This is a genomic window from Serratia sp. MF1(2023) (assembly GCF_030954545.1).
Taxonomy (GTDB): Bacteria; Pseudomonadota; Gammaproteobacteria; order Enterobacterales; family Enterobacteriaceae; genus Serratia; species Serratia sarumanii.
In genome coordinates this window covers 12,279-33,865 of the sequence record NZ_JAVHUX010000017.1, presented here as the reverse complement: position 1 = coordinate 33,865, position 21,587 = coordinate 12,279, and the positions used below count along the sequence as shown (strand labels likewise).

Here is a 21,587-nt window from a genome sequence, read left to right as displayed (position 1 = left end):
AGGGGCACGCTTCGGCGCGCCCCTTTTTTGTTTACCCCATCACGGCGGCTTCCGCCTGCTCCTTACTCTGAATCAGCTTCAGCGCCAGATACAGATCCGGCACCAAAATCAGCTCTTTGTCGCGCCCTAAGCGGTTGATGCGGAACCAACGCGTCAGTTCGGTGCGACGCCCCGCCAGCACCAGCCTAACGTTACGCTGTAACAGATCGCGTTTCAGTTCGTCGATGGCCGCCAGCACGCTGATATCGGCATGGGTAAAACTGGCCACCGCGTCCACCACCACCCAGCGCGGCTGGAACGGCGTGCCGTCGACCAAATTGAGAATGCGGCGTTTGAAGTACGCCACGTTGAAATAGGTCAGGGGCGAATTGAAACGATACATCATGACGCCGGGCACCGCCTTCACCCCATTGTTGTTGCCCATGGAATGGATCATGCCTTCGTCGTTGACGCCCAGCAGCTGTTCCGTCGGCCGGAAGACGGTGCGCAGAAACTGCATCAATCCCAGTAACACCGCCAGCCCGATGCCGCTGATCACCCCCACCAGCAGCACGCTGAGGAAGGTAAACAGCGCCAGGCGGAACGCCTGCGCGTTGCGACGGCGCAAGATCCAGATGCCGCGGATGTCCAGCAGTGACCAGGCCGCATACATCAGCACCACCCCCAATCCCGCCACCGGAATAAACTGCAGCGGCGACATCAGGAACAGCAAGACGAAGGCGATTACCGCGGCGGCGATGATCGACACCAGCTGGCTCTTGCCGCCGTTGGCATCATTCACCGCGGTGCGCGAGTCTGCGCCGCTGATGGCGAAACCTTGCGACAGCGCAGAGACGATATTCACCAGCCCCAGCGCACGAAACTCGGCGTCGGCGTTCACCTCATAACCGTTTTTGGCGGCAAAGCTGCGGGCGGTGAGCATCATGCTGACAAAGCTCACCACCGCCAGGTTGAGCGCCGGGATCACCATGTCGCGCAGTAAACCGGGCTGGAAATCCGGCCACTGGACGATCGGCAACACGCCGCTGAAACCGCCCACCGTCACCACGCCATGCTGTTGCAGGCCGCCCGCCCAGGTCACGAACGCCGCCAGCACGATGGCGAACAGCGGTGCCGGCCAGTTAGGCCGCCATTTTTTAAATCCGAGCAGCGTCACCAGCGTCAATAACGACACCGCCATCGTCAGCCAGTCGCTGTGCAGCAGGTTGCCGGGCAGCGCGTAGATGCGCTCGATCAGCTGCGCCGGGCGCACCGTGAACCCCAACACCTTGCCGATCTGATCGACCATAATGGTGATCGCCACCCCGTTCAGCAACCCGCTGAGGATCGGCCGCGACAGCAGATCCGCCAGCGCCCCCAGCTTGAACCGGCTGGCCAGCAGGCACCAGCCGCCCATCATGGCGGTCATCATGATGGTCAGTTGCCAATGGCGCTCCATATTGCCCGCCGCCAGCGGCGTCACCACCGCGGCGATCACCGCACAGGTGGCGGCGTCGGGCCCGACGATCAGCTGGCGTGACGATCCGAACAGCGCATAGGCCACCATCGGCAAAATACAGGAATAGAGCCCCACCACCGGGCTGACCCCGGCCAGCTCGGCATAGGCGATGGCCACCGGCAAGGCGACGGCGGCGACGGAAAGGCCGGCGCGAATATCCGGCTTGAGCCAACTGCGTTGATAGCCCAATAAATGCGTCAAACCCGGCGTCAGGGCCTGGAGAGATTTCCACTGCATGCTGTTTTCCGCGGTAAATTATCTGGTTATTATGCTACTTACTATGCGGCCTGCGGCGCGCGCTGGCAATGCGCCCGCGCTTTCTCGCGTAAGTTTATGCAAATTCCTGCTTTCGCGGCAGAAATCCGCCAGCCAAACGCCGATAATCGGCAGCGCCCGGCGGTACACAGAGCTCGCCGAATCCGGTATAGTCGGCCGATGAACAGATGATGGATTGATTTATGAAGCAGTTTCTTGATTTCCTCCCGTTAATTGTCTTTTTCGCTTTTTACAAGCTGTACGATATTTACGTCGCTTCCGGCGCGTTGATCGTCGCTACCGCACTGGCGCTGGTGTTCACCTGGGTGAAATACCGCAAGGTCGAGAAGATGACGTTGATCACCTTCCTGATGGTGCTGGTGTTCGGCACCCTGACGCTGGTGTTCCACAACGATTTGTTCATCAAATGGAAGGTCACGGTGATTTACGCGCTGTTCGCGCTGGCGCTGCTGATCAGCCAATGGGTGCTCAAAAAACCGCTGGTTCAGCGCATGCTGGGCAAAGAGCTGACGCTGCCGGACAAAGTGTGGAGCAACCTCAACCTGGCCTGGGCGGTCTTCTTCCTGGCCTGCGGCCTGGCGAACATCTATGTCGCCTTCTGGCTGCCGCAAAGCGTCTGGGTCAATTTCAAAGTCTTTGGCCTGACGGTGCTGACGCTGGTCTTCACCCTCCTCAGCGGTATCTATATTTACCGGCACATGCCGGAAGAACAGAAAAAATAGTTACAAAATTGTTAATGCCTGCGGCGCTTGTCGCGGGCAGTATGATGTTATTCCCTCCTTTTAAAAGCAGACTGCTATGACACAACAACGACCTTTACCCAGCGGCGAGCTGGTGCTGCGCACGCTGGCGATGCCGGCCGATACCAATGCCAACGGTGATATCTTCGGCGGCTGGCTGATGTCGCAAATGGATATCGGCGGCGCCATCCAGGCAAAAGAGATCGCCGAAGGGCGCGTGGTGACCGTGCGCGTGGACGGCATGACCTTCCTGAAACCGGTGGCGGTAGGTGATGTGGTTTGCTGCTATGCGCACTGCATCCGTACCGGGCGCAGCTCGATCACCATCAATATCGAAGTGTGGGTCAAGAAAGTCTCCTCCGCCCCGATCGGCCAGCGCTACCGGGCGACCGAAGCGGTGTTCACCTATGTGGCGGTCGATGCGGAAGGCAACTCGCGCGCGCTGCCTGAGGGCAAAATGAATTTCCGCGTCGGCTTCGAAGAATAAACTGACGCTACACCGCAAATGCAAAAAGGGTCGCCGAGGCGACCCTTTCTTTTTGTGTTGACCGAACTCAGTTCAATTCAGTCGTGCCGTTCAGCTTGAAGCGGATAGTGACGGTGCGATCTTTCGCTTCTTTGGCTTCATAGCGCCACTTGCGCATCGCCTGCTTCACTTCACGCTCAAACATGTTGCGCGGCTCGGCCGACAAGATGCGCACGTTGCTCACGCGCCCGTCGCTGTCGATATCGAACTGTACCCGCACGTTGCCTTCGATCTGCAAAGCCTGGGCCCGCGGCGGATAGAGCGGATTGGCGCGGCTGATCGGCCTTGGCCCGACCTCGCGCGAGTTGCCCTGCACCGGCGCAGCAGGCGCCTGTTTCACCGGCGCTTTATCGATCGGCTTGGCCGGCGAATCGTTGTTGAACGGCGACGGCTCGCGCGGCTCGACCTTCTTCGGCTCCGGTTTGACCTGTTTTTCGACCTTCGGCTTCGGCTTAGGCTTCGGTTTCGGCTTGACCGGCTCCGGCTTCACGATCGCCTTCGGCGGCGGCTCCACGATAGGCTCCGGTTCTGGCTCCGGCTCAGGTTCGACCTGCGGCGGCTCCGGCTCGGCCGGCGCCGGCGGTGGCGGTTCGGCCATCGCGGCGGTGTTGACCATCATGACGCTGATCGGCGCGTCCTCTGGCTTCGGCAGCTCCACCACTTCTTTTACCGAAGCGTAAAGCAATCCCGCCACCAGGGCGCTGTGCAGGCCTACGGACAAGACGAAAGGCACGGATATACGGCGATTAAGGAACATCTTTTTTAGCGGCATAATGATTCTGTTTCCTCTGGTTCGCCAAGTTTAAATGCAAATAGCAATCATATTCAATAACGAAAGGCAAACTATCGCTTTAATAGTCAGTATGCGCGGCTAAAACCAGCAAACTCATAAGGATATTAACCTGGCCGTTGCTTTTTTATCGCCGGAACACCACGCTTCATTAACGTTTCGCCTGGCGTCAAAAAGTAAAAAACCCGCCGTAGCGGGTTGATTGCGGTGATTAAGCGTTATTCTTCATCGCCATAGTAAAGCACGCCCAGCTTGATCAGCGGCCGCCCTTGCGCCTTGCGGTGCAGGTTGGTGTCGCGCAGCGAATAGACGCAGCCGCAGTATTCCTGCTGATAGAAGCGTTCGCGCTTGCTGATCTCTATCATGCGCGAAGAACCGCCCTTCTTGCGCCAGTTGTAATCCCAGTACACCAGGTCAGGATACTTTTCCGCCGCGCGAATGCCGCAGTCGGTGATCTGCTGCATGTTCTTCCAGCGCGAAATGCCGAGCGAGCTGGAGATGGTGTCGTAACCGTGCTCATGCGCATACAGCGCCGTGCGCTCGAAACGCATGTCGAAACACATGGTGCAGCGGATACCGCGCTCCGGCTCATTCTCCATCCCTTTGGCGCGGGCGAACCAGTTGTCGGTATCGTAATCGGCATCGATGATCGGCACCCCGTGCTGCTCGGCGAAGCGGATGTTCTCTTCCTTGCGCAGCAGATACTCTTTTTGCGGATGAATATTGGGGTTATAGAAGAAAATGGCGTACTCGATCCCGGAGGCCTGGATCGCTTCCATTACCTCGCCGGAACAGGGCGCGCAGCACGAATGCAGCAGCAGTTTGCTTTTGCCCGCCGGCAAATCGAGTTTTTCCCTTACCAGTTCCGTCATGTCCTCACCTCAATGGCATATCAGTTTAAGCGCGCCGCACTATACGAATAAAAAGTAGCGGCTTCAAGGCATAAGCGCCAATCCGCCGGGAAATTCGCCCTACGCCGTTCCCCTGTCGCGCCTTTTGCGCTACCTTGGTAGCACCGTTTTATAGCCATGATTTTAAAGGTGAAACATGCTTTATCTGATCTACGCGCAAGACGTCCCCAACTCGCTGGAAAATCGTCTGGCGGTGCGTCCGGCACACCTGGCGCGCCTGCAGGCGCTGCGCGACGCCGGTCGCCTGGTGGTCGCCGGCCCTAACCCGGCCATCGACAGCAACGATCCCGGCGCCGCCGGCTTTACCGGTTCGACGGTGATCGCCGAATTCGAGTCGCTGGCGCAAGCCCAGGCCTGGGCACAACAGGATCCCTATATCGCCGCCGGTGTCTATGCCGACGTGACGGTGAAACCGTTCAAGCAGGTGTTCTGATCTCCAGCCCCCCAATACCGGGAACGCCCGTTCGCGCGCCGTTCCCGGATCAATGCGTGCTTTCACCCTAACCCGTCGGTAGAAAAAATGCTTTCCCTTCAGGAGGCGTCGCGTCGCCCGCCTATACTCTCCTGAACCCGCGGCATCGCCGCGAAGCCGGGAGATAGACCGATGCGACTCGACGTACACGCTCACCTGTGGAGCACAGAGTATCTGGATCTTTTGCAAGCGCATGGCGTGCACGACGTCGCCGCCTATCGGCAACTGGGCGCCGGCCGCACCGAGCGCGAACTCGACGCCCGCTTCGCCCTGCTGGACAGCGCCGGCATCGACATGCAAATCCTGTCGGCGACGCCGCTGTCGCCGCATCTGGAAGACGAACAGGCGGCCGTTGATGCCGCGCGCCGGATCAATGATGAATATGCGGAACTGGTAGCGCGTTATCCCACCCGCTTTCGGGCTATCGCTTCTTTGCCGCTGCCGCATATCGACGCGGCGTTACGCGAGCTTGAAAGGGCCTTTACCCAGCTCAATATGCTGGGCGCCTGCATCACCACCTCGGTGCTCGGGCTGTCTATTGCCAACCCGCTGTTCGAACCGCTCTATCAGGAACTCAATCGCCGCCACAGCGTGCTGGCCATTCATCCCGCCGGCCGCGGCGCACACTCGCCGCTGATCGCCGATTACGCTTTGACCTGGTCGATTGGCGCGCCGATCGAAGATACGGTCGCCGCCATGCACTTTATTCTCCACGGCATCCCCCAACGCTTTCCGGAGATGAAAATCATTGTGCCGCACCTGGGCGGCCTGCTGCCGATGACGCTGGAGCGTCTCGACCAAACCGTCGCATGGGAAGCGCCGCATACGCCGGAACCGCCGAGCCGCGCCGCCCTGCGCATGTGGTACGACACGGTAGGCCACGATCAGGTGCCCGCATTGCAAGCGGCGGCGGCGACCTTCGGCGCAGAGCGGCTGCTGTTCGGCACCGATTTCCCGTTCCAGCCGGGCGACCTGTTTCAAACCACGGTGGACTACATCCGCCGTGCGGGATTGCCGGAGGCAGACGTGAACGCCATTTTGGATCGCAATGCCGCGGCGGTGTTTGGGCTATAGGATGTGAGGCGGCCCTCCCAGGTTTGGCCGCGCTTACTGCGCGATGCGTTCACCGGTCTGAAAATACTCGCCGATGACTTTCTCCAGCATCGTCGTCGCAGGCTCGCCGTCGGCGGCGAAAGAGCGCAGCAGCTGCACCTCATACGGCGCGACCGGTGGCAACTCTTCGAGTATCCGCATCGCGCCAGAGAGCCGCGCCCGATCGAGCAACGTGACGGCTAACCCCGCCTCTACGCAAGAGGCCACCACGCTGGCCGAGGGACTGCTTAAAATGACCCGCCATGGCCGCCCCGCGGCCGTCAACGCCTCGAGCATCGCTTCGCGATAAGGGCAGTCGGCGGCATGCAACGCCAGCGGCAACGGCCGGTTAGCCTGCAGCGCCAGCGAACGGCCTCCGGCCCACACCGGCGCAGTCACCGCAAGCGGTGTCTGGCACTGTCTCCCCGAGGGTTGAACCACCAGCGCAAGATGCAGCCGATTACGGCCAATTTGTTCCGCCAGCGCCTGGCTGGCGGCGGTAGAGACCTCCAGCTCCACTGCGGGAAAACTGTCGGCAAACCGCGGCAAAATATGGCGTATCACATGAGAAGCGTACTCATCGGGCAATCCCAATTTGATATGGCCGCTCAGCGGCTCGCCCTGCAGCTCCCGCAAAATATCGTCATGGGCGTTCAGCAGCCCGAGCGTCGAGGCCAGCAGCCTGTTTCCCAGCGGCGTCAGCGCCACGGACTGATTGTCACGCTCCAGCAGGCGCCCGCCCGCCAGCTGTTCCAGGCGCTGGATATGCACGCTCACGGCGGCGGGGCTGCGATTGACAAATGCCGCCGCCGCGCGAAATTGCCCCAAACGCGCAATGGCGTGAAAAGTGCGCAAGAGATCGATATCCAATGTCGGCCGCATGATTTAACTCCATTAAACAACTAAACAAAAATTATTCGATTTATTAAATTATAGCCACTCACTACCATCGGGCGGAAAAGGAGGTGACCACCATGTCCCTGCCACAATTCCGCCCCTCTTCCCACTGCGGCAAAGCCGCCCTCTGGCTGGCTGCGGCCGAGGTTCTGCTGATCGTGGCCTGGAGCTCCGGTTTCGTCGGCATCCGCTTCGCCGCCGATTACGCGCCGGTGTTGCTGGTGGCGTTCTGGCGCTGCGTGGTGGTCGCGTTCGCGCTGCTGCCATTTAGCCTGAGCGCCATAAGGCGCGCATCTCCGCTGACGGTAGCTGTTCACGCCGGGATCGGGTTGCTCGCCATGACCGGTTACCTGACCGGCGTCAGCAAAGGCATTGAATATGGCGTGCCGGCCGGGCTGGCCGCGCTCATCGCCGATTTGCTCCCTCTCGGCACGGCGCTGCTGAGCATGCTGGTGCAACGTCGCCTGCCCGATGGCCGCGTCTGGTTCGGGTTAACATTGGGGGCTAGCGGGGTAACGCTAGCGACCGGCAGCGCCATCTCATGGGGAAACGCCCCAATGTGGAGCTACTTGTTGCCGCTGGCGGGGATGCTGTCGCTGGCGCTGGCGACGCTGTGGCAGCAAAGGCTGCCGCAGACGCAGGCAATGAGTTTGCCGGCCGCGCTGGGGATACAAAGCGCGGTTTCAGCACTGGCTTTCGCCGCGATGGCCGGCGCTGAAGGCCCGTTGCTGCCAACCATGACGACGGGTTTTGTGATCGGCGTGCTTTGGACCGCGCTGCTGGCGACGCTGGGCGGCTACGGGCTGTACTGGTTTTGTCTAAGGCTCACCTCTGCACTGCGCGTGACGAGCCTGCTGTTTCTCAGTCCCTTCGTCACTTTCTGCTGGGCATGGTTAATGTTCGATGAGCCCCTTTCCTGGCCGATGCTGCTGGGCGCGGCGGCCGCAGGAAGCGGTTTGTGGTTGCTAATCCGTCCCGCCGCGGGGATGAGCCGTAAACGGCACAACGCGCTGAAAAATGACGGGTAAAGCGAACGGCGCCGCCGCTACGCGATGAGTTTTCCCCGCACCACCACCTTGCCCGGCTTGATATCGGGGTCGGCAATGCGCCGGATCGCCAGATTCAACGCTTGCCAGGCGATCTCTTGCAAATCATGCGACACGCAGGGGAAATGAAAACCGTAGATCTCGGCATGTGAAACCTCATCGATGCTGAACAGCGACACGTCCTGCATCAACGGCAGCCGGTGTTCAATGCAGGCCTTGATAATGCCCAGGGAGATCTGGTTATTGCAGCCGACGAAAAAGTCCGGTGCGCGGTTATTGGCCAGCCAACGGCTCGTTTCTTGCCAGGCGACATCCATAAAGAAATCGGCATACAGCACTTCAAGCGACGCCACCTTGCCTTGTAATGCCGCTTGCAAGCCAGTGACCCTGTCACGCGCCACGTTGGAGTTTTCCGGCCCAGAGACCACCACCACCCGCTGCGCCTTCTGTTCCAGCAGCCAGCGCCCCGCCTGGAGGCCGCAGTCCAGGTTATCGATATACACCCCGCTGCAGTGGCGATTGTCCAGCTCCCGGTCGATCAAAACCACCGGAATATTCAAGATTTCCAACCGTTTTAGGTAGGAAGGCTGGTACAAATGATCGTTGGAAATGACCGAGAGAATGATCGCATCGACGTTGTAGCCAATCAGTTTGTCGATGATTCTGTCTTCGCTTTCCTGAGACTCATAGGAGTCGAACACCAGGGTGTCGTATCCCATTTTTTGCGCTTCAAGCGTCATCAGCCGCGTCAGACCGCCAAAGAACGGGTTGGCCATATCAGGGTTGACGATACCGATGGTTCTGCTGCTTTTCGCCCGCAGGTTGCGCGCTGCGGCATTGACCACATAGCCGAGCTCGGCAGCGGTCTCCCGAATGCGGCGCAGCGTTTCCGGATGAACTTTGTCCGGCTGTGAAAATGCCCGCGACGCGGTGATTTTACTGACGTTTGCCTGTGCGGCGACGCTAGCCAGCGTCGCTTTCCGTCCTCGACCCACTGCCAAATGCAGCTCCTTAGCTTTGAGTATCATTTTGTACCATTAACAACATCATGACAGAACTTTCATCGTGGCGCTAATGGTTTACGCCCGCCAGGCGGTTAATCCGGGGATCGGTAAAGATATCCAGCTCGTCACGGCTCTCGGAAGAGAACTCGGACACCACCGCCCCCCGCTTTCCAGCCTGAAACCAGTGCCGGGTATTGGGCGCGATGGTGTATTGCTCGCCCGGCCGCAAGAGGATATAGCGATTGCAGGTATACCAAGGCTCCGCGCCCTCTGGCACCCGGCATACCGGTTCACCGCCGGCGTCATTAAGCGTCAGGTTTTCATCATCGACAAACAGAAACACCTCGCCCCAACGGCAGCGAAACGTCTCTTGCTTGCCCGGCGTGCCGGCGAAAGGAGGATGCAAATGTTCCGGGCAAGTCTGCTCTGGAAACAGCACCAGCTCTTTCGCACAATAACGAGGCGAGTTGACATAGGTCAGCAGTTGCAGCCCTGAGGCGGGATAGTCGGCCAGGCCAAATGTCGCAATTTCAATACGTTGCTGTTCTTCTTCGGTCAGAATAATGTCCGCCTTGCGCAAATATTCCAGCGTAGCGGCTATGGCGGTTTGTCGTTTGTTCATCATTTCCCCTGCAAAGTAACGGTATCGATATCAACACGCTGATATTAAAACCGTCATTGCATCGCCGATTTTGTGATCGTTATCCCCATATTGAATAACAACCCACCAGCAAAATTAACTCTCGTCGAGTAATTCCAACATCGATCACAGTTTACCCCCTCGCTTTGGCCCAATATCGCCGCATTGAAATGATACCGTTACCATAAAAATGATTCACCAGGAGGCAATATGAAAGCATTAGTGTTGGCCAAAGCGGGGGAAATCGCTATCGAGGACGTCCAGCTTGCCGAAACGCTGGGCCCCGATGATGTGCAGATAAAAATTCATTCCGTGGGCATCTGCGGCAGTGATGTGCACTATTACCAACATGGCCGCATTGGCCCGTTCGTGGTTAACGCCCCGATGGTGCTCGGCCATGAAGCCTCCGGCGTGGTGCTCGCGACAGGTAAAAACGTCACTCACCTCAGCATCGGCGATCGCGTTTGCATGGAGCCCGGCATTCCCGATCTCAACTCGGCGCAGACGCGCGCCGGTATTTACAACCTTGACCCGGCCGTTCGCTTCTGGGCGACGCCGCCGGTACACGGTTGCCTGCGCGAAATCGTCATCCACCCTGCCGCCTTCACGTTCAAATTGCCGGACAACGTCAGTTTCGCTGAAGGCGCCATGGTGGAACCCTTAGCCATCGGCATGCAAGCGGCCACCAAAGCCGGGATCAAACCCGGCGATATCGCGCTGGTGATCGGCGCCGGGCCGATCGGCGTGGTCACCGCCCTCGCGGCGCTGGCGGGCGGCTGCTCGGACGTCATTATTTGCGATCTGTTCGACGAAAAACTCGCCGTTGCGGCCAGTTACGAGGGGCTGCACGCCGTCAATATCAAAACCGGCGACCTGGCGGGGAAAGTGGCCGCCCTCACCAGCGGCAATGGCGCCGATGTCGTGTTTGAATGCAGCGGCGCGAAACCGGCTATCGCTACGCTGGCCGAACATGCGGCGCCCGGGGCGACCGCCGTGCTGGTCGGCATGCCGATCGATGCCGCGCCGCTGGATATCGTCGCCGCGCAGGCCAAGGAAATTACCTTCAAGACCATTTTCCGCTACGCCAACATGTACCCGCGCACGTTGCGGCTGTTGAGCAGCGGCAAGCTGCGCGTCCAGCCGTTGATAAGCCAAACCTACAAGTTCTCCGACAGCGTGGCGGCCTTCGAGCGCGCAGCGGCGGGACATGCCTCAGACATCAAAATCATGCTGGAGATGGAGTGATCCTATGGCGCTCTATGCTGGCATAGACTGCGGTACGCAAGGCACGAAAGTCGTGATTGTCGACAGCACACAGGGCGTGATCCTCGGTGAGGGCAATGCCCCTCACCGCCTCATCAGCCAAGCCAATGGCCGGCGCGAACAGGAGGCCGACTGGTGGATTGAGGCGCTAGTCATCGCTTTTCGCCAAGCCGTGACTCACGCCGGCGTTGATGCACGGGAGATTCACGCTCTGGGGGTCTCGGGCCAACAACATGGGTTTGTGCCGCTGGACGCAGACGGCAACGTGCTGCACAGCGTCAAGCTGTGGTGCGATACCGAAACCGCAGAGGAAAACGAACGGCTCCTGCAACAGCTCGGCGGAGCCAACGGCTCGCTGGAAACGCTTGGCCTGCGGATCGCCACCGGCTATACCGCGTCAAAAATCCTTTGGTTCAAGACGCACCATCCGGCGCTGTGGGCACAACTGCATACCGTGTTGTTGCCCCATGACTACTTGAACTTCTGGCTGACCGGGGAGCGCGTAGCGGAATATGGCGACGCTTCCGGCACCGGGTTGTTCGATGTGCGCACCCGTCGCTGGAGCAAAACCGCCGTCGATCTTATCGACGACAGCGGCCGCCTGTGGCAAGCCCTGCCGCCGCTCAAAAGCGCGGAGTGCTGCATCGGCACGGTGCGCCCCGCTGCCGCGGAAAAACTCGGCCTCGGCCCGGCAGTGCGGGTCTCGACCGGCGGCGGCGACAACATGATGGCGGCCATCGGTTCCGGCAACATCGAGGCCGGCACCCTCACCCTGAGCCTGGGCACCTCCGGCACGCTGTTCGCCTGGTCCGCCGCCCCCGTCACGGCGGAATCGGACATGATTGCCGGCTTCTGCTCCAGCACCAACGGGTGGCTGCCCTTGATTTGCACCATGAATGTCACCTCGGCCACCACCGCGGTACAAACGCTGCTGGACCAAGATCTTGCCGGCTTTAACGCTTTGCTGGCGCAGGCTTCGCCCGGCGCAGGCGGTGTCGAGATGCTGCCGTTCTTCAATGGCGAACGCGTTCCGCCATTGCCCCACGCGCGCGCCAGCCTGCACAACCTTGATAGCGACAACTTTACCCGCGCCAATCTCTGCCTGGCGGTGGTCGAGAGCGCCACGTATGGGTTGCGCTATGGCATCGAGTTGTTTCGCCGTCAGGGCATCGAAGCGCGCGAAATCCGCCTCACCGGCGGCGGCGCCCGCAGCGCCGCCTGGCGACAAATCGTCGCGGACGTAATGGGATGCCCGGTGGTCTGTCTGAAAGCCAAAGAGACCGCGGCGCTGGGCGGCGCCATTCAGGCGATGTGGGCGACGATGTTGGCCGACGATCCGCGCCGGAACGCCACCGCATTGCTGGCCGAACTGTGCCAACGCTTCGTTGCGCTGGATGAGGCCACGCGCACGCCGCCAAACGCCGGCAGGCAGGCGCAATACGAGACGCTTTATCAACGCTACCTGCAACGCTTGCAGCAGAACTACCCGGAGGTGCAACTGTGACGCGAGCCCCCCATACGCCAGCGCCCGCCTACCTGCTGGAGGTCAGCGGCGTCAGGAAAGCCTTCGGCCCGGTCGTGGCGCTCAAGAATGCGGAGTTTTGCCTGCGGCGCGGATCCATCCATGCCCTGTGCGGCGGCAACGGCGCGGGTAAATCCACCTTTCTCAGCATTCTGATGGGCTTTATTCAACCCGATGGCGGCGACATTTTTATCAATGGTCAACGCTGCGAATTTCATCATCCTCGGGAAGCCCTCAATGCCGGTATCGCCATCGTGCAGCAGGAACTGAGCGCGATCCCGGATCTGACGGTGGCCGAAAACATTTGGCTGGGCCGCGAGCCGAGACGCCTGGGGTTCGTGGATTTCGCAACGCTCAATCAGCGCACGACCCGCCTGCTTGAAGAGCTTGATTTCAAGATCGACGCCCGAGCAAAAATGCGCAACCTGAGCGTCGCCGAGCAGCAGCTGGTCGAGATCGCCAAGGCGCTGTCGCATGCCAATGCCGACATCATCATCATGGATGAACCCACCTCGGCGATTGGCGAAGAGGATGCGCAAAAAATCTTTCAGACGCTTCAGCAACTGGCGGCAAAAGGTAAAGGCATTATCTACGTCTCTCACCGTTTGTCAGAGATATTCCAAATTGCGGACAGCTACACCATCTTCCGCGACGGCGCTTATATCCATGAAGGCTATATCGCCGACATCACCCGTGAGCAGCTGATCGAACACATTATTGGCGGCGAGTACGACAGCGAGTTCGCCAAATTCAATCAGCCCGGCGAACAGGTCTTGCTGGAGGTCAACAACCTGTGTTGGCGCAGCAAGATAAAAGATATCAGCCTGCAACTGAAGCACGGAGAGATCCTGGGCATCTATGGGCTGGTGGGCTCGGGCCGCAGCGAGTTTCTCGATCTTATCTTCGGCATTCAGCATGCCGACAGCGGCACGATTCGCTTGGGTGACAAGACGTTGAACCGCCATTCTCCGCGCAAGGCCATCGACAGCGGCATTGCCTACGTGACGGAAGATCGCAAGGAAACCGGCCTGGTGCTGTGCCGTTCCGTCAGTGAAAACATCAATATCGCCTCTTTTGCCGCCATCAGCCGGATGGGGTTTGTCAGCGAGAAACGGGAGCAGGCGCGGACCCGCGACATGATCCAGCGCTTCAACGTTAAAACCCACGATGGCGAACAGCCGGTGGGCAACCTGAGCGGCGGCAACCAGCAAAAGGTCGTGCTGGGCCGTTGGGCGCTGCTGGATCCGGAGGTTTTGCTGCTCGACGAGCCGACGCGCGGTATCGACGTCGGGGCCAAGAAAGAGATCTATCGATTTATGTCGGAGTTCGCCCTGCAAAACAAAGGGATCATTATGGTTTCCTCCGAGCTTTCGGAAATTATCGGCATGAGCGATCGCATATTGGTGTTTCGTGATGGGCAGTTGGCCGGCGAGCTTTCGGCAGCCGATGCGACTCAGGCAGCACTGATGAAACTTGCGGTTTAACAGAGAGAGAAAAAAAATGAGCAGCGCCCACTCCTTATCACCAGGAATTTCATTTTTCACCCGCAATAAGCGCCGTATGCACAAGTACGGCATTATCATCGCCTTTTTCGCCCTGTGCCTGATCGTGGCGCTGATTGGCGAATATCAGGTCGCTCAGGGGGCCTGGAGCAGCAACTATTTTCTCAGCAATGAAAACACCCTGATCGTCCTGCGCCAGGTCTCGATCAACGGCATTCTGCCCATCGGCATGACCTTTGTCATCATTACGGCCGGCGTCGATCTCTCCGTGGGCTCGGTGCTGGCCTTAAGCGGGATCGTCGCCGCCCGCTTCGCCACCAACAACAGCGGATTGGCTATCGGCGACACCGCGACCGCCGTCATGGCGCCGCTGATTGTGGCGCTGGGCATCGGCATCGTTTGCGGCCTGGTGAACGGCACCGTGTTAGCACGCTACCGGCTGCAGCCGTTTATCGTCACCATGGGCATGCTCTCCGCAGCGCGCGGTTTAACCATGTTGACCACCAACGGCAATCCGGTATCGCAATTGAACAGCGATTTCCGCTGGTTAGGCAATGGCTATGTCGGCGGCGTTCCGGTGCCCGTCATCATCTTCATCGTGCTGTTCGCCCTCGCCTGGCTCGTGCTGAATAAAACCCTCTTCGGGCGCTACATCTACGCCGTCGGCGGCAACCCGAAGAGCGCGCGCACCTCGGGGATCAACGTGACCCGCATCAAAATACTGGTGTATACGCTGTGCGGCGCGCTGGCCGGCATCGCCGGCCTGATCCTCACGGCGCGTACCGGTTCGGCGCAGACCAACGCCGGCGCAGGGTATGAGCTGGACGCCATCGCAGCGGTGGTGATCGGCGGCACCAGCATGGCCGGCGGCGTCGGTACGCTGGTCGGCACCTTCTTCGGCGTGCTGATTATCGGGGTGATGAATAACGGCCTCGATCTGCTCGGCGTGCAGTCGTATTACCAACAAATTATCAAAGGCGCATTGATTGTCCTTGCCGTATTGCTCGACCCCTCGCGTAAGCAACAGCGCGATTAATAACATCAGACCCAACTCTACCAGGAGAAAACCATGAATAAGACCAAGATAGCGTTGTTTGCCTCTGCCCTGATGCTGGGCAGCCTGTCGGCAGCCCAGGCCGCCCCGGTTAAAATCGCGGTATTGATGTACGGCAACAAAGCCGAGTTCGTGCAATTGATGGAAAGGTTCGGGAAGGAACACCCGGCGGTGAAAAGCGGCGAAGCCGTGCTGACCTTCTACGATGGGCGTTATGATGCATCGGTGCAAAACGATCAGGCCGCCACCGCTATCCAGACGCGCGCCGATGCCATTATCGTCAACCCTATGGATTTTGAGGCCAATATCGATATCGTCACCAATGCCAACGAGGCCAAAATCCCGGTGGTGGTCACCAATGCGCGCCTGAACACGGACGCGATGACGTCTGAAGTGGTGTCTAACGACGAGTTGGGGGGATATCTGGAAGCCAAAGCCGTACTGGACAAACTCGACTGCAAGAACCATAAGGTGAACGTGGTGATTATCGAAGGCCCGAAAGGCGGCAGCGGCGAGATCCAGCGCGGCAAGGGCAATGATAAAGCGATAGCCGAGTGCGGCGCCGGCCAGGTCACCGTGCTTGAACGCAAAACGGCCAACTGGTCACGCGCGGAAGCGCAGCCGCTGATGGAAAACTGGCTGCAGAAACATCGGGGCAAAATCAACGGCGTGATTGGCCAAAACGACGAGATGGCGCTGGGCGCTATCGAGGCGATTAAAGGCGCCGGCCTGAATGTGAAGGACTTCGCGATTGCCGGCGTTGACGGCGTTTCCGACGCGATTCATGCGGTGCAGGCCGGTGAAATGGTCTCTATCCTGCAAGATGCCAAAGGCCAGATGCAGGGGTCCATCGACGTCGCGCTGCGCGCCGTGAAAGGTGAAAGCTATCAGCCGCAGTCGGATATCTGGAAACAGTACGCCAAGGATCTGAAATGGGAAGGCGGCACGCAGAAGCATTACTACATTCCGTGGACCGTCGTCACCGCAGAGAACGCCCAATCGCTGTTGGACGCCCGTAAATAATCGCCCCGCCCCCTGCCTCCAGGGGGCACCGCTTGGGCGCTTGCCTGCAAACAAAAAAAAGCCAGCACGGAGTGGCTGGCTTAAAAGTTCTTCGAGGGAATATCTTGTTCGATAACCATACGCCCTTCACTGCGGACTTTACTAGCTATCAGTGCGATAGGCATCCTCAGTTAAAATCAACGCCTGCATATCGGCGAACATCGTTTCCCATTCCGCCTGGTCGATATCCATCAAACCAAAGTAACGCAGCATAAAGGCGCCTTCTGTGGCGAGAAACGCCAGGCGCGCGCGCTTGCCCTCTTCGGTGGTCAAATCGAGCCCGGCGATGCGGCTGCGATACCATTCGCGCGTGCTCGCCAGATGCTCCGGCGTTTGAATCAGCGTCGCCATCAGCCCGGCGGCCTTGGCGCTGGCGGTCTGATCCGAACTGTGGGTGGCCAGCATATGCGCCCGCACGGCGGTCTGCGGCGAAGGATCGTCGCCGGCGATAGCCGTGAACAGCGTTTCATAGGCACTGCCCCAGCGATCGAACATGGCATCAATCAGGGCGTCTTTGCTGCCAAAGCAATACTGCACCCCGCCCTTGGAGATCCCCATCGCTTTGGCGACGGCGTCGATGGTCAAGCCGGCGGCGCCCTGGGTGGCGACGATTTCTTCGGCGATGTCCAAAACCTTGTCGCGATCGATGCTGCGTTGACGTCCCATTAAGAAACCCTTCTTTTCAATACGAACGTATGGATATATATTATCACCAGTATACCACCCGGCATCGCCGGTGGGTTACCCGAATGGCGGCGCCTCCGCGCGGCCCACTTTAACTGGATTATGACTTATGTACGCCAAGAACCGCTGGTTGATCCTGACTATGGTCGCCAGCGCCCTGTTCCTGATCGTCATCGATATGACGGTGTTATATACCGCCCTGCCGCGCTTAACCCAGGCGCTGGACGCCAGCGCTTCGCAAAAACTCTGGATCGTCAACGCCTACCCGCTGGTGGTGGCCGGCCTGTTGCCCGGCGCCGGCATGCTGAGCGATCGCATCGGCCATAAACGGCTGTTTCTCGCCGGACTGCCGGTGTTTGCCGTCGCGTCGCTGTGCGCCGCGTTCTCGCCCACCGCCGAGTGGCTGATCGCCGCCCGGGTGTTCCTCGCCGTTGGCGCGGCGATGATGATGCCCGCCACGCTGTCCATCGTGCGCCACGTCTTTACCGACGAACGCGAACGCGCGCTGGCGATCGGCATCTGGGCCTCGGTGGCCTCCGGCGGCGCGGCCATCGGCCCGGTGGTCGGCGGCCTGCTGCTGGAGTATTTCTGGTGGGGTTCGGTGTTCCTGATCAATGTGCCGGTCGTGCTGCTGGTCTGGCCGCTGGCGTGGAAACTGATCCCGCGCTGCGGTGGCGATAACCCGCGCCCTTCGGACATCGTCGGCTCGGTGCAGATCATGATTGGCCTGGTCGGCGCTATCTATGCGCTGAAGGAGCTGAGCAAACCGACGCCTGATGTGAGTGCCTTGCTTGTGGCAGCCCTGATCGGCGTGTTGTTCCTGGCCCTGTTCGTGCGTCGTCAGCAGCGCAGCGCCCACCCGATGATCGATTTCTCTCTGTTCCGCAACCGGCTGTTCGCCGGCGGCATCGGCGTGGCGCTGCTGTCGATGGTGGCGCTGATCGGCATCGAACTGGTGCTCAGCCAACGCCTACAGCTGGTGCTCGGCCTCAGCCCGCTGCAGGCGGCGCTGTTTATTTTGCCGATCCCGCTGGCCTCGGCGCTGGCGGGGCCCGTAGCCGGCCTACTGTTGCCGCGCTACGGCGAACGCAGCATCATCCTCGGCGGTTTTGTCCTGACCACTCTCGGCATCGCCGGTCTTGCCGCGTTATACCAGAGCGGCATGGCATTGCAATTGGTCAGCCTGGCGCTGGTGGGCTTTGGCCTCGGTGGCGTGATCACCGCCGCTTCCACCGCCATCATGCTGAACGCGCCGGAGGAAAAATCCGGCATGGCGGCGTCGATCGAGGACGTCTCCTACGAGCTGGGCGGCGTGCTGGGCGTGACGCTGCTCGGCGGGTTGATGACGGCGGTTTACAGCCATAGCCTGGCGCTGCCGGCGGAGCTGCCGGTCAACCCGCTGGCATACGACAGCATCGACGAAGCCCTGCGCCTGGCGGCCGGGATGGCGGCCGATCGCGCGCAGCAGCTGACGCAGCTGGCGCGTCTGGCCTTTGATCGCGCGTTTATTACGGTACTGATCGCCGCCGCGCTGTTAATGGCGCTGGGCGCCGGGGCGGTAAAACTGGCGCTGCGCAAGTAACCGATAAAAGCGGCTTTTTTCGCCGGCGGAACCTGCGTAAACTGATCCGGCAATTTGCTCGACGGATTTGTCGTCATCGGTTTGAACGATGGCAATAATGCCTGTTATCGTATTTAACCCTGCGATAAATCCGGTTACTGTATCCCCTATGGAAATTGATTCTGTCTACTATCGGAACAGATAATCAGGAGAAGATTATTATGGCAACGGCAAAGAAAGCAGCGAAAACCCATATCGGCCTCGACAGTAAACAATCGGCAAAACTCGCCGAAGCGCTGAACGCGCTGTTGGCGAACTATCAGGTGCTGTATATGAACGTGCGCGGCTATCATTGGAACATTACCGGCCCGCAGTTCTTTGAACTGCACGCGAAGTTCGAAGAGACATATAACGATCTGCTGACCAAGGTGGACGAGCTGGCGGAACGTATTCTGACGCTGGGCTCGCAGCCGCGTCACGCTTTCAGCGACTATCTGAAAACCGCCGACATCAAGGAACACACCAACGTGACCGATGATAAGGGCACGCTGCGCGGCCTGTTGGAAGGGTATTCAATCTTGCTGCAACAGCAGCGTGAACTGCTGACGGTGGCGGCGGACGCCGGCGACGAAGGCACCGCGTCGCTGATGAGCGATTACATCAAAGAGCAGGAAAAACAGGTCTGGATGCTCAACGCCTATCTGGGCAAATAACCCTGGCGCCATAACAAAACAGTCCCTTACGGGACTGTTTTCGTTTTACCACTCGCAGGATACCGCAAACAGCAGCGCGCGCCGATGCTGATCGTCCAGGCGGCGCCGCACCCGGATGATATGGCGATTGCTGCACGACTGGCGCTCCAGCCAGCGATGCCGGCGGCGTTGGCTCTGCCGCAACATGCGCCAGCGGCCCACTTCATTTCTACTGCGTCTCATAATTCCGTCACTCGTTCGTCTAATGCCAACCGCGGGCATTATAGCCCTTTCCGCCCGTGATCCAAGCCGCCGTTATCGGCGGCACAGCGGACGCCGCGCGGGCAAAAGCCGCCCTTTCATTTTCAGCAAGTGCCTTAACTTCATCATATTTATGTAACATAAGCGCCGATAAAAGGTTTCGCCTTGCCCGATCTGTGCGTACACTCATCATTGGTGGTTTGCGAACGGGATTTTTCGCCTTTATGACAACATTTTATACCGTAATCAGTTGGCTCATGGTGTTCGGCTACTGGCTGCTGATCGCCGGCGTGACGATGCGCATTTTAATGAAACGCCGTGCGGTTCCCTCTGCCATGGCCTGGCTGCTGGTTATCTACATTCTGCCGCTGTTCGGCATCGTGGCCTATTTATCGTTCGGCGAGCTGCATCTGGGCAAGCGCCGGGCCGAGCGCGCCAAGGCCATGTGGCCGTCGACCGCCCGTTGGTTGAAGGAGCTGAAAGAGAGCCGCCGCATCTTCGCCACCGAATACAGCGAAGTCGCCGAACCGCTGTTCCAACTGTGCAACCGCCGCCAGGGCATCGACGGCGTCAAGGGCAACCAGCTGCAGCTGCTCACCACCACCGACGATACGCTGAAAGCGCTGATCCGCGACATCGAGCTGGCGCGCCACAACATCGAAATGGTGTTCTATATCTGGCAGCCCGGCGGCCTGGTCGATCAGGTGGCCGAATCGCTGATGGCCGCCGCGCGGCGCGGCGTACACTGCCGCCTGATGCTCGACTCCGCCGGCAGCCTGCAATTTTTCCGCAGCCCCTACCCGGCGATGATGCGCAATGCCGGCATCGAAGTGGTGGAAGCGCTGAAGGTCAACCTGCTGCGCGTGTTCCTGCGCCGCATGGATCTGCGTCAGCACCGCAAAGTGGTACTGATCGACAACTACATCGCCTATACCGGCAGCATGAACATGGTCGATCCGCGCTACTTCAAGCAGGATGCGGGCGTCGGCCAGTGGATCGACCTGATGGCGCGCATGGAAGGCCCGGTGGCCACCACCATGGGCATCGTCTATGCCTGTGACTGGGAGATTGAAACCGGCAAGCGCATTCTGCCGCCGCCGCCGGACGTCAACATCATGCCGTTCGAGCAGGAGAGCGGCCACACCATTCAGGTGATCGCCTCCGGCCCCGGCTTCCCCGAGGAGATGATCCACCAGGCGCTGCTGACCGCGGTCTATTCCGCCCGCGAGCAGCTGATCATGACCACGCCGTACTTCGTACCGAGCGACGATCTGCTGCACGCCATCTGCACCGCCGCCCTGCGCGGCGTCGAGGTCAGCATCATCGTGCCGCGCGACAACGATTCGATGATGGTGCGCTGGGCCAGCCGCGCGTTCTTCTCCGAGCTGCTGGAGGCCGGCGTCAGGATCTATCAGTTCGAAGGCGGCCTGCTGCATACCAAGAGCGTGCTGGTGGACGGGCAACTCAGCCTGGTCGGCACCGTCAATCTGGATATGCGCAGCCTGTGGCTGAATTTCGAGATCACGCTGGTGATCGATGATGACGGCTTCGGCAGCGATTTGGCCTGCGTGCAGGAAGATTACATCGCCCGTTCCAAGCTGCTGAACGCCAAAGAGTGGCTGAAGCGGCCGTTCTGGCATCGCCTGGTCGAGCGCCTGTTCTACTTTTTCAGCCCGCTGCTGTAAAAGCCGCGACGAGCGTGCTTTAATAGCGCCAAATCATTTGTTATCAGGATTTTTTTATGGATTTGAATAACCGCCTTACCGAAGACGAAACGCTGGAACAGGCCTACGACATCTTCCTCGAATTGGCCGGCGACAATCTGGATCCGGCGGATATTCTGCTGTTCAACCTGCAGTTTGAAGAGCGCGGCGGCGCCGAACTGTACGACCCCGCCGAAGACTGGAGCGAGCACGTGGATTACGATCTGAACCCGGACTTCTTCGCCGAGGTGGTGATCGGTCTGGCGGACAGCGACGGCGAGCCGATCAACGACGTGTTCGCCCGCGTGCTAATCTGCCGCGAGAAAGACCACAAGCTGTGCCACATTCTGTGGAAAGAGTGATTCGCCGATAGCATATCGGATAAAAAAAG

At 59.7% G+C, this 21,587-nt stretch carries 22 protein-coding genes; 14 read left to right on the top strand and 8 right to left on the bottom strand.

Annotation, left to right across the window (positions count from 1 at the left end; genetic code table 11):
* Positions 1–31 precede the first annotated feature (31 nt).
* Positions 32–1,735 (bottom strand): SulP family inorganic anion transporter, encoded by a 1,704-nt coding sequence (locus REA38_RS09795; protein WP_033634768.1) that lies wholly within the window; start codon positions 1,733–1,735, stop codon positions 32–34.
* 221 nt (positions 1,736–1,956) lie between these two features.
* Between REA38_RS09795 and REA38_RS09790 the strand changes: the two genes are divergently transcribed.
* Entirely contained in the window at positions 1,957–2,496 is a 540-nt protein-coding gene (locus tag REA38_RS09790; RefSeq protein WP_004932082.1) for a septation protein A, read from the top strand.
* A 76-nt stretch (positions 2,497–2,572) separates the two neighbouring features.
* Positions 2,573–3,001 carry an acyl-CoA thioester hydrolase YciA gene (yciA, locus tag REA38_RS09785; RefSeq protein WP_004932085.1) on the top strand — a complete coding sequence of 143 codons (429 nt, stop codon included), beginning with the start codon at positions 2,573–2,575 and terminating at the stop codon, positions 2,999–3,001.
* A gap of 67 nt (positions 3,002–3,068) precedes the next feature.
* Here yciA and tonB read toward each other — a convergent pair whose 3' ends face one another.
* Positions 3,069–3,812, bottom strand: a complete 744-nt coding sequence (gene tonB, locus REA38_RS09780) for a TonB system transport protein TonB (protein WP_016927510.1) — start codon at positions 3,810–3,812, stop codon at positions 3,069–3,071.
* Between the two features lie 236 nt (positions 3,813–4,048).
* Entirely contained in the window at positions 4,049–4,702 is a 654-nt protein-coding gene (locus REA38_RS09775; protein ID WP_025303057.1) for an epoxyqueuosine reductase QueH, read from the bottom strand.
* Positions 4,703–4,877: 175 nt separating this feature from the next.
* On the opposite strand from REA38_RS09775, the gene REA38_RS09770 reads away from it, so the two are divergent.
* On the top strand, positions 4,878–5,174 hold the full coding sequence (locus tag REA38_RS09770) for a YciI family protein (RefSeq protein WP_033634770.1): 297 nt from the start codon (positions 4,878–4,880) through the stop codon (positions 5,172–5,174).
* A 171-nt stretch (positions 5,175–5,345) separates the two neighbouring features.
* A complete protein-coding gene (locus REA38_RS09765) occupies positions 5,346–6,287 on the top strand; it encodes an amidohydrolase family protein (protein ID WP_033634771.1) in 942 nt (313 codons plus the stop codon).
* Positions 6,288–6,320: 33 nt separating this feature from the next.
* On the opposite strand, the gene REA38_RS09760 is transcribed toward REA38_RS09765, so the two are convergent.
* On the bottom strand, positions 6,321–7,187 hold the full coding sequence (locus REA38_RS09760; RefSeq protein ID WP_308885795.1) for a LysR substrate-binding domain-containing protein: 867 nt from the start codon (positions 7,185–7,187) through the stop codon (positions 6,321–6,323).
* A 92-nt stretch (positions 7,188–7,279) separates the two neighbouring features.
* On the opposite strand from REA38_RS09760, the gene REA38_RS09755 reads away from it, so the two are divergent.
* Positions 7,280–8,230 (top strand): DMT family transporter, encoded by a 951-nt coding sequence (locus REA38_RS09755; protein WP_308885794.1) that lies wholly within the window; start codon positions 7,280–7,282, stop codon positions 8,228–8,230.
* 17 nt (positions 8,231–8,247) lie between these two features.
* Here REA38_RS09755 and REA38_RS09750 read toward each other — a convergent pair whose 3' ends face one another.
* Together REA38_RS09750 and REA38_RS09745 are read right to left on the bottom strand one after the other, a co-directional pair.
* Positions 8,248–9,249, bottom strand: coding sequence for a LacI family DNA-binding transcriptional regulator (locus tag REA38_RS09750; RefSeq protein WP_308885793.1), 1,002 nt, complete (start codon positions 9,247–9,249; stop codon positions 8,248–8,250).
* A gap of 70 nt (positions 9,250–9,319) precedes the next feature.
* Positions 9,320–9,874, bottom strand: a complete 555-nt coding sequence (locus REA38_RS09745; protein WP_060706585.1) for a D-lyxose/D-mannose family sugar isomerase — start codon at positions 9,872–9,874, stop codon at positions 9,320–9,322.
* Positions 9,875–10,102: 228 nt separating this feature from the next.
* On the opposite strand from REA38_RS09745, the gene REA38_RS09740 reads away from it, so the two are divergent.
* The 5 genes from REA38_RS09740 to REA38_RS09720 all read left to right on the top strand — a co-directional run bounded on the left by REA38_RS09740 (position 10,103) and on the right by REA38_RS09720 (position 16,256).
* On the top strand, positions 10,103–11,137 hold the full coding sequence (locus REA38_RS09740; RefSeq protein ID WP_308885792.1) for an NAD(P)-dependent alcohol dehydrogenase: 1,035 nt from the start codon (positions 10,103–10,105) through the stop codon (positions 11,135–11,137).
* A 4-nt stretch (positions 11,138–11,141) separates the two neighbouring features.
* Positions 11,142–12,659: a xylulokinase gene (xylB, locus tag REA38_RS09735; protein WP_308885791.1), complete on the top strand. Its 1,518-nt coding sequence runs from the start codon at positions 11,142–11,144 to the stop codon at positions 12,657–12,659.
* The gene (locus tag REA38_RS09730; protein ID WP_308885790.1) at positions 12,656–14,161 is read left to right on the top strand and encodes a sugar ABC transporter ATP-binding protein; all 1,506 of its coding nucleotides are present in this window, start codon (positions 12,656–12,658) and stop codon (positions 14,159–14,161) included. The genes xylB and REA38_RS09730 overlap by 4 nt, the downstream gene beginning before the upstream one ends.
* A gap of 76 nt (positions 14,162–14,237) precedes the next feature.
* Positions 14,238–15,215: an ABC transporter permease gene (locus REA38_RS09725; RefSeq protein ID WP_374213783.1), complete on the top strand. Its 978-nt coding sequence runs from the start codon at positions 14,238–14,240 to the stop codon at positions 15,213–15,215.
* Positions 15,216–15,248: 33 nt separating this feature from the next.
* Positions 15,249–16,256: a substrate-binding domain-containing protein gene (locus REA38_RS09720; RefSeq protein WP_033634778.1), complete on the top strand. Its 1,008-nt coding sequence runs from the start codon at positions 15,249–15,251 to the stop codon at positions 16,254–16,256.
* Between the two features lie 141 nt (positions 16,257–16,397).
* Here REA38_RS09720 and REA38_RS09715 read toward each other — a convergent pair whose 3' ends face one another.
* Entirely contained in the window at positions 16,398–16,961 is a 564-nt protein-coding gene (locus tag REA38_RS09715; RefSeq protein ID WP_049195460.1) for a TetR/AcrR family transcriptional regulator, read from the bottom strand.
* A gap of 127 nt (positions 16,962–17,088) precedes the next feature.
* Between REA38_RS09715 and smfY the strand changes: the two genes are divergently transcribed.
* Positions 17,089–18,561 (top strand): multidrug efflux MFS transporter SmfY, encoded by a 1,473-nt coding sequence (gene smfY, locus REA38_RS09710; RefSeq protein ID WP_033634780.1) that lies wholly within the window; start codon positions 17,089–17,091, stop codon positions 18,559–18,561.
* A gap of 200 nt (positions 18,562–18,761) precedes the next feature.
* A complete protein-coding gene (locus tag REA38_RS09705) occupies positions 18,762–19,253 on the top strand; it encodes a Dps family protein (RefSeq protein WP_004932132.1) in 492 nt (163 codons plus the stop codon).
* Positions 19,254–19,298: 45 nt separating this feature from the next.
* On the opposite strand, the gene REA38_RS09700 is transcribed toward REA38_RS09705, so the two are convergent.
* Positions 19,299–19,475, bottom strand: a complete 177-nt coding sequence (locus REA38_RS09700; RefSeq protein WP_025159792.1) for a YciY family protein — start codon at positions 19,473–19,475, stop codon at positions 19,299–19,301.
* A gap of 242 nt (positions 19,476–19,717) precedes the next feature.
* On the opposite strand from REA38_RS09700, the gene cls reads away from it, so the two are divergent.
* Together cls and REA38_RS09690 are read left to right on the top strand one after the other, a co-directional pair.
* A complete protein-coding gene (cls, locus tag REA38_RS09695) occupies positions 19,718–21,178 on the top strand; it encodes a cardiolipin synthase (RefSeq protein ID WP_033634781.1) in 1,461 nt (486 codons plus the stop codon).
* Positions 21,179–21,234: 56 nt separating this feature from the next.
* Positions 21,235–21,558: an HI1450 family dsDNA-mimic protein gene (locus REA38_RS09690; protein WP_253334957.1), complete on the top strand. Its 324-nt coding sequence runs from the start codon at positions 21,235–21,237 to the stop codon at positions 21,556–21,558.
* The last annotated feature ends 29 nt before the right edge of the window (positions 21,559–21,587 follow it).

What these genes read in the sequence shown, in the direction of transcription:
- REA38_RS09795 (WP_033634768.1), bottom strand. Translation starts at nt 1,735, where the DNA reads ATGCAGTGGAAATCTCTCCAGGCCCTGACGCCGGGTTTGACGCATTTA.
- xylB (WP_308885791.1), top strand. Translation starts at nt 11,142, where the DNA reads ATGGCGCTCTATGCTGGCATAGACTGCGGTACGCAAGGCACGAAAGTC.
- REA38_RS09715 (WP_049195460.1), bottom strand. Translation starts at nt 16,961, where the DNA reads ATGGGACGTCAACGCAGCATCGATCGCGACAAGGTTTTGGACATCGCC.
- REA38_RS09700 (WP_025159792.1), bottom strand. Translation starts at nt 19,475, where the DNA reads ATGAGACGCAGTAGAAATGAAGTGGGCCGCTGGCGCATGTTGCGGCAG.
- REA38_RS09770 (WP_033634770.1), top strand. Translation starts at nt 4,878, where the DNA reads ATGCTTTATCTGATCTACGCGCAAGACGTCCCCAACTCGCTGGAAAAT.
- REA38_RS09690 (WP_253334957.1), top strand. Translation starts at nt 21,235, where the DNA reads ATGGATTTGAATAACCGCCTTACCGAAGACGAAACGCTGGAACAGGCC.
- REA38_RS09790 (WP_004932082.1), top strand. Translation starts at nt 1,957, where the DNA reads ATGAAGCAGTTTCTTGATTTCCTCCCGTTAATTGTCTTTTTCGCTTTT.
- smfY (WP_033634780.1), top strand. Translation starts at nt 17,089, where the DNA reads ATGTACGCCAAGAACCGCTGGTTGATCCTGACTATGGTCGCCAGCGCC.
- REA38_RS09765 (WP_033634771.1), top strand. Translation starts at nt 5,346, where the DNA reads ATGCGACTCGACGTACACGCTCACCTGTGGAGCACAGAGTATCTGGAT.
- yciA (WP_004932085.1), top strand. Translation starts at nt 2,573, where the DNA reads ATGACACAACAACGACCTTTACCCAGCGGCGAGCTGGTGCTGCGCACG.
- REA38_RS09725 (WP_374213783.1), top strand. Translation starts at nt 14,238, where the DNA reads ATGCACAAGTACGGCATTATCATCGCCTTTTTCGCCCTGTGCCTGATC.
- REA38_RS09755 (WP_308885794.1), top strand. Translation starts at nt 7,280, where the DNA reads ATGTCCCTGCCACAATTCCGCCCCTCTTCCCACTGCGGCAAAGCCGCC.
- tonB (WP_016927510.1), bottom strand. Translation starts at nt 3,812, where the DNA reads ATGCCGCTAAAAAAGATGTTCCTTAATCGCCGTATATCCGTGCCTTTC.
- REA38_RS09720 (WP_033634778.1), top strand. Translation starts at nt 15,249, where the DNA reads ATGAATAAGACCAAGATAGCGTTGTTTGCCTCTGCCCTGATGCTGGGC.
- cls (WP_033634781.1), top strand. Translation starts at nt 19,718, where the DNA reads ATGACAACATTTTATACCGTAATCAGTTGGCTCATGGTGTTCGGCTAC.
- REA38_RS09775 (WP_025303057.1), bottom strand. Translation starts at nt 4,702, where the DNA reads ATGACGGAACTGGTAAGGGAAAAACTCGATTTGCCGGCGGGCAAAAGC.
- REA38_RS09740 (WP_308885792.1), top strand. Translation starts at nt 10,103, where the DNA reads ATGAAAGCATTAGTGTTGGCCAAAGCGGGGGAAATCGCTATCGAGGAC.
- REA38_RS09760 (WP_308885795.1), bottom strand. Translation starts at nt 7,187, where the DNA reads ATGCGGCCGACATTGGATATCGATCTCTTGCGCACTTTTCACGCCATT.
- REA38_RS09705 (WP_004932132.1), top strand. Translation starts at nt 18,762, where the DNA reads ATGGCAACGGCAAAGAAAGCAGCGAAAACCCATATCGGCCTCGACAGT.
- REA38_RS09745 (WP_060706585.1), bottom strand. Translation starts at nt 9,874, where the DNA reads ATGAACAAACGACAAACCGCCATAGCCGCTACGCTGGAATATTTGCGC.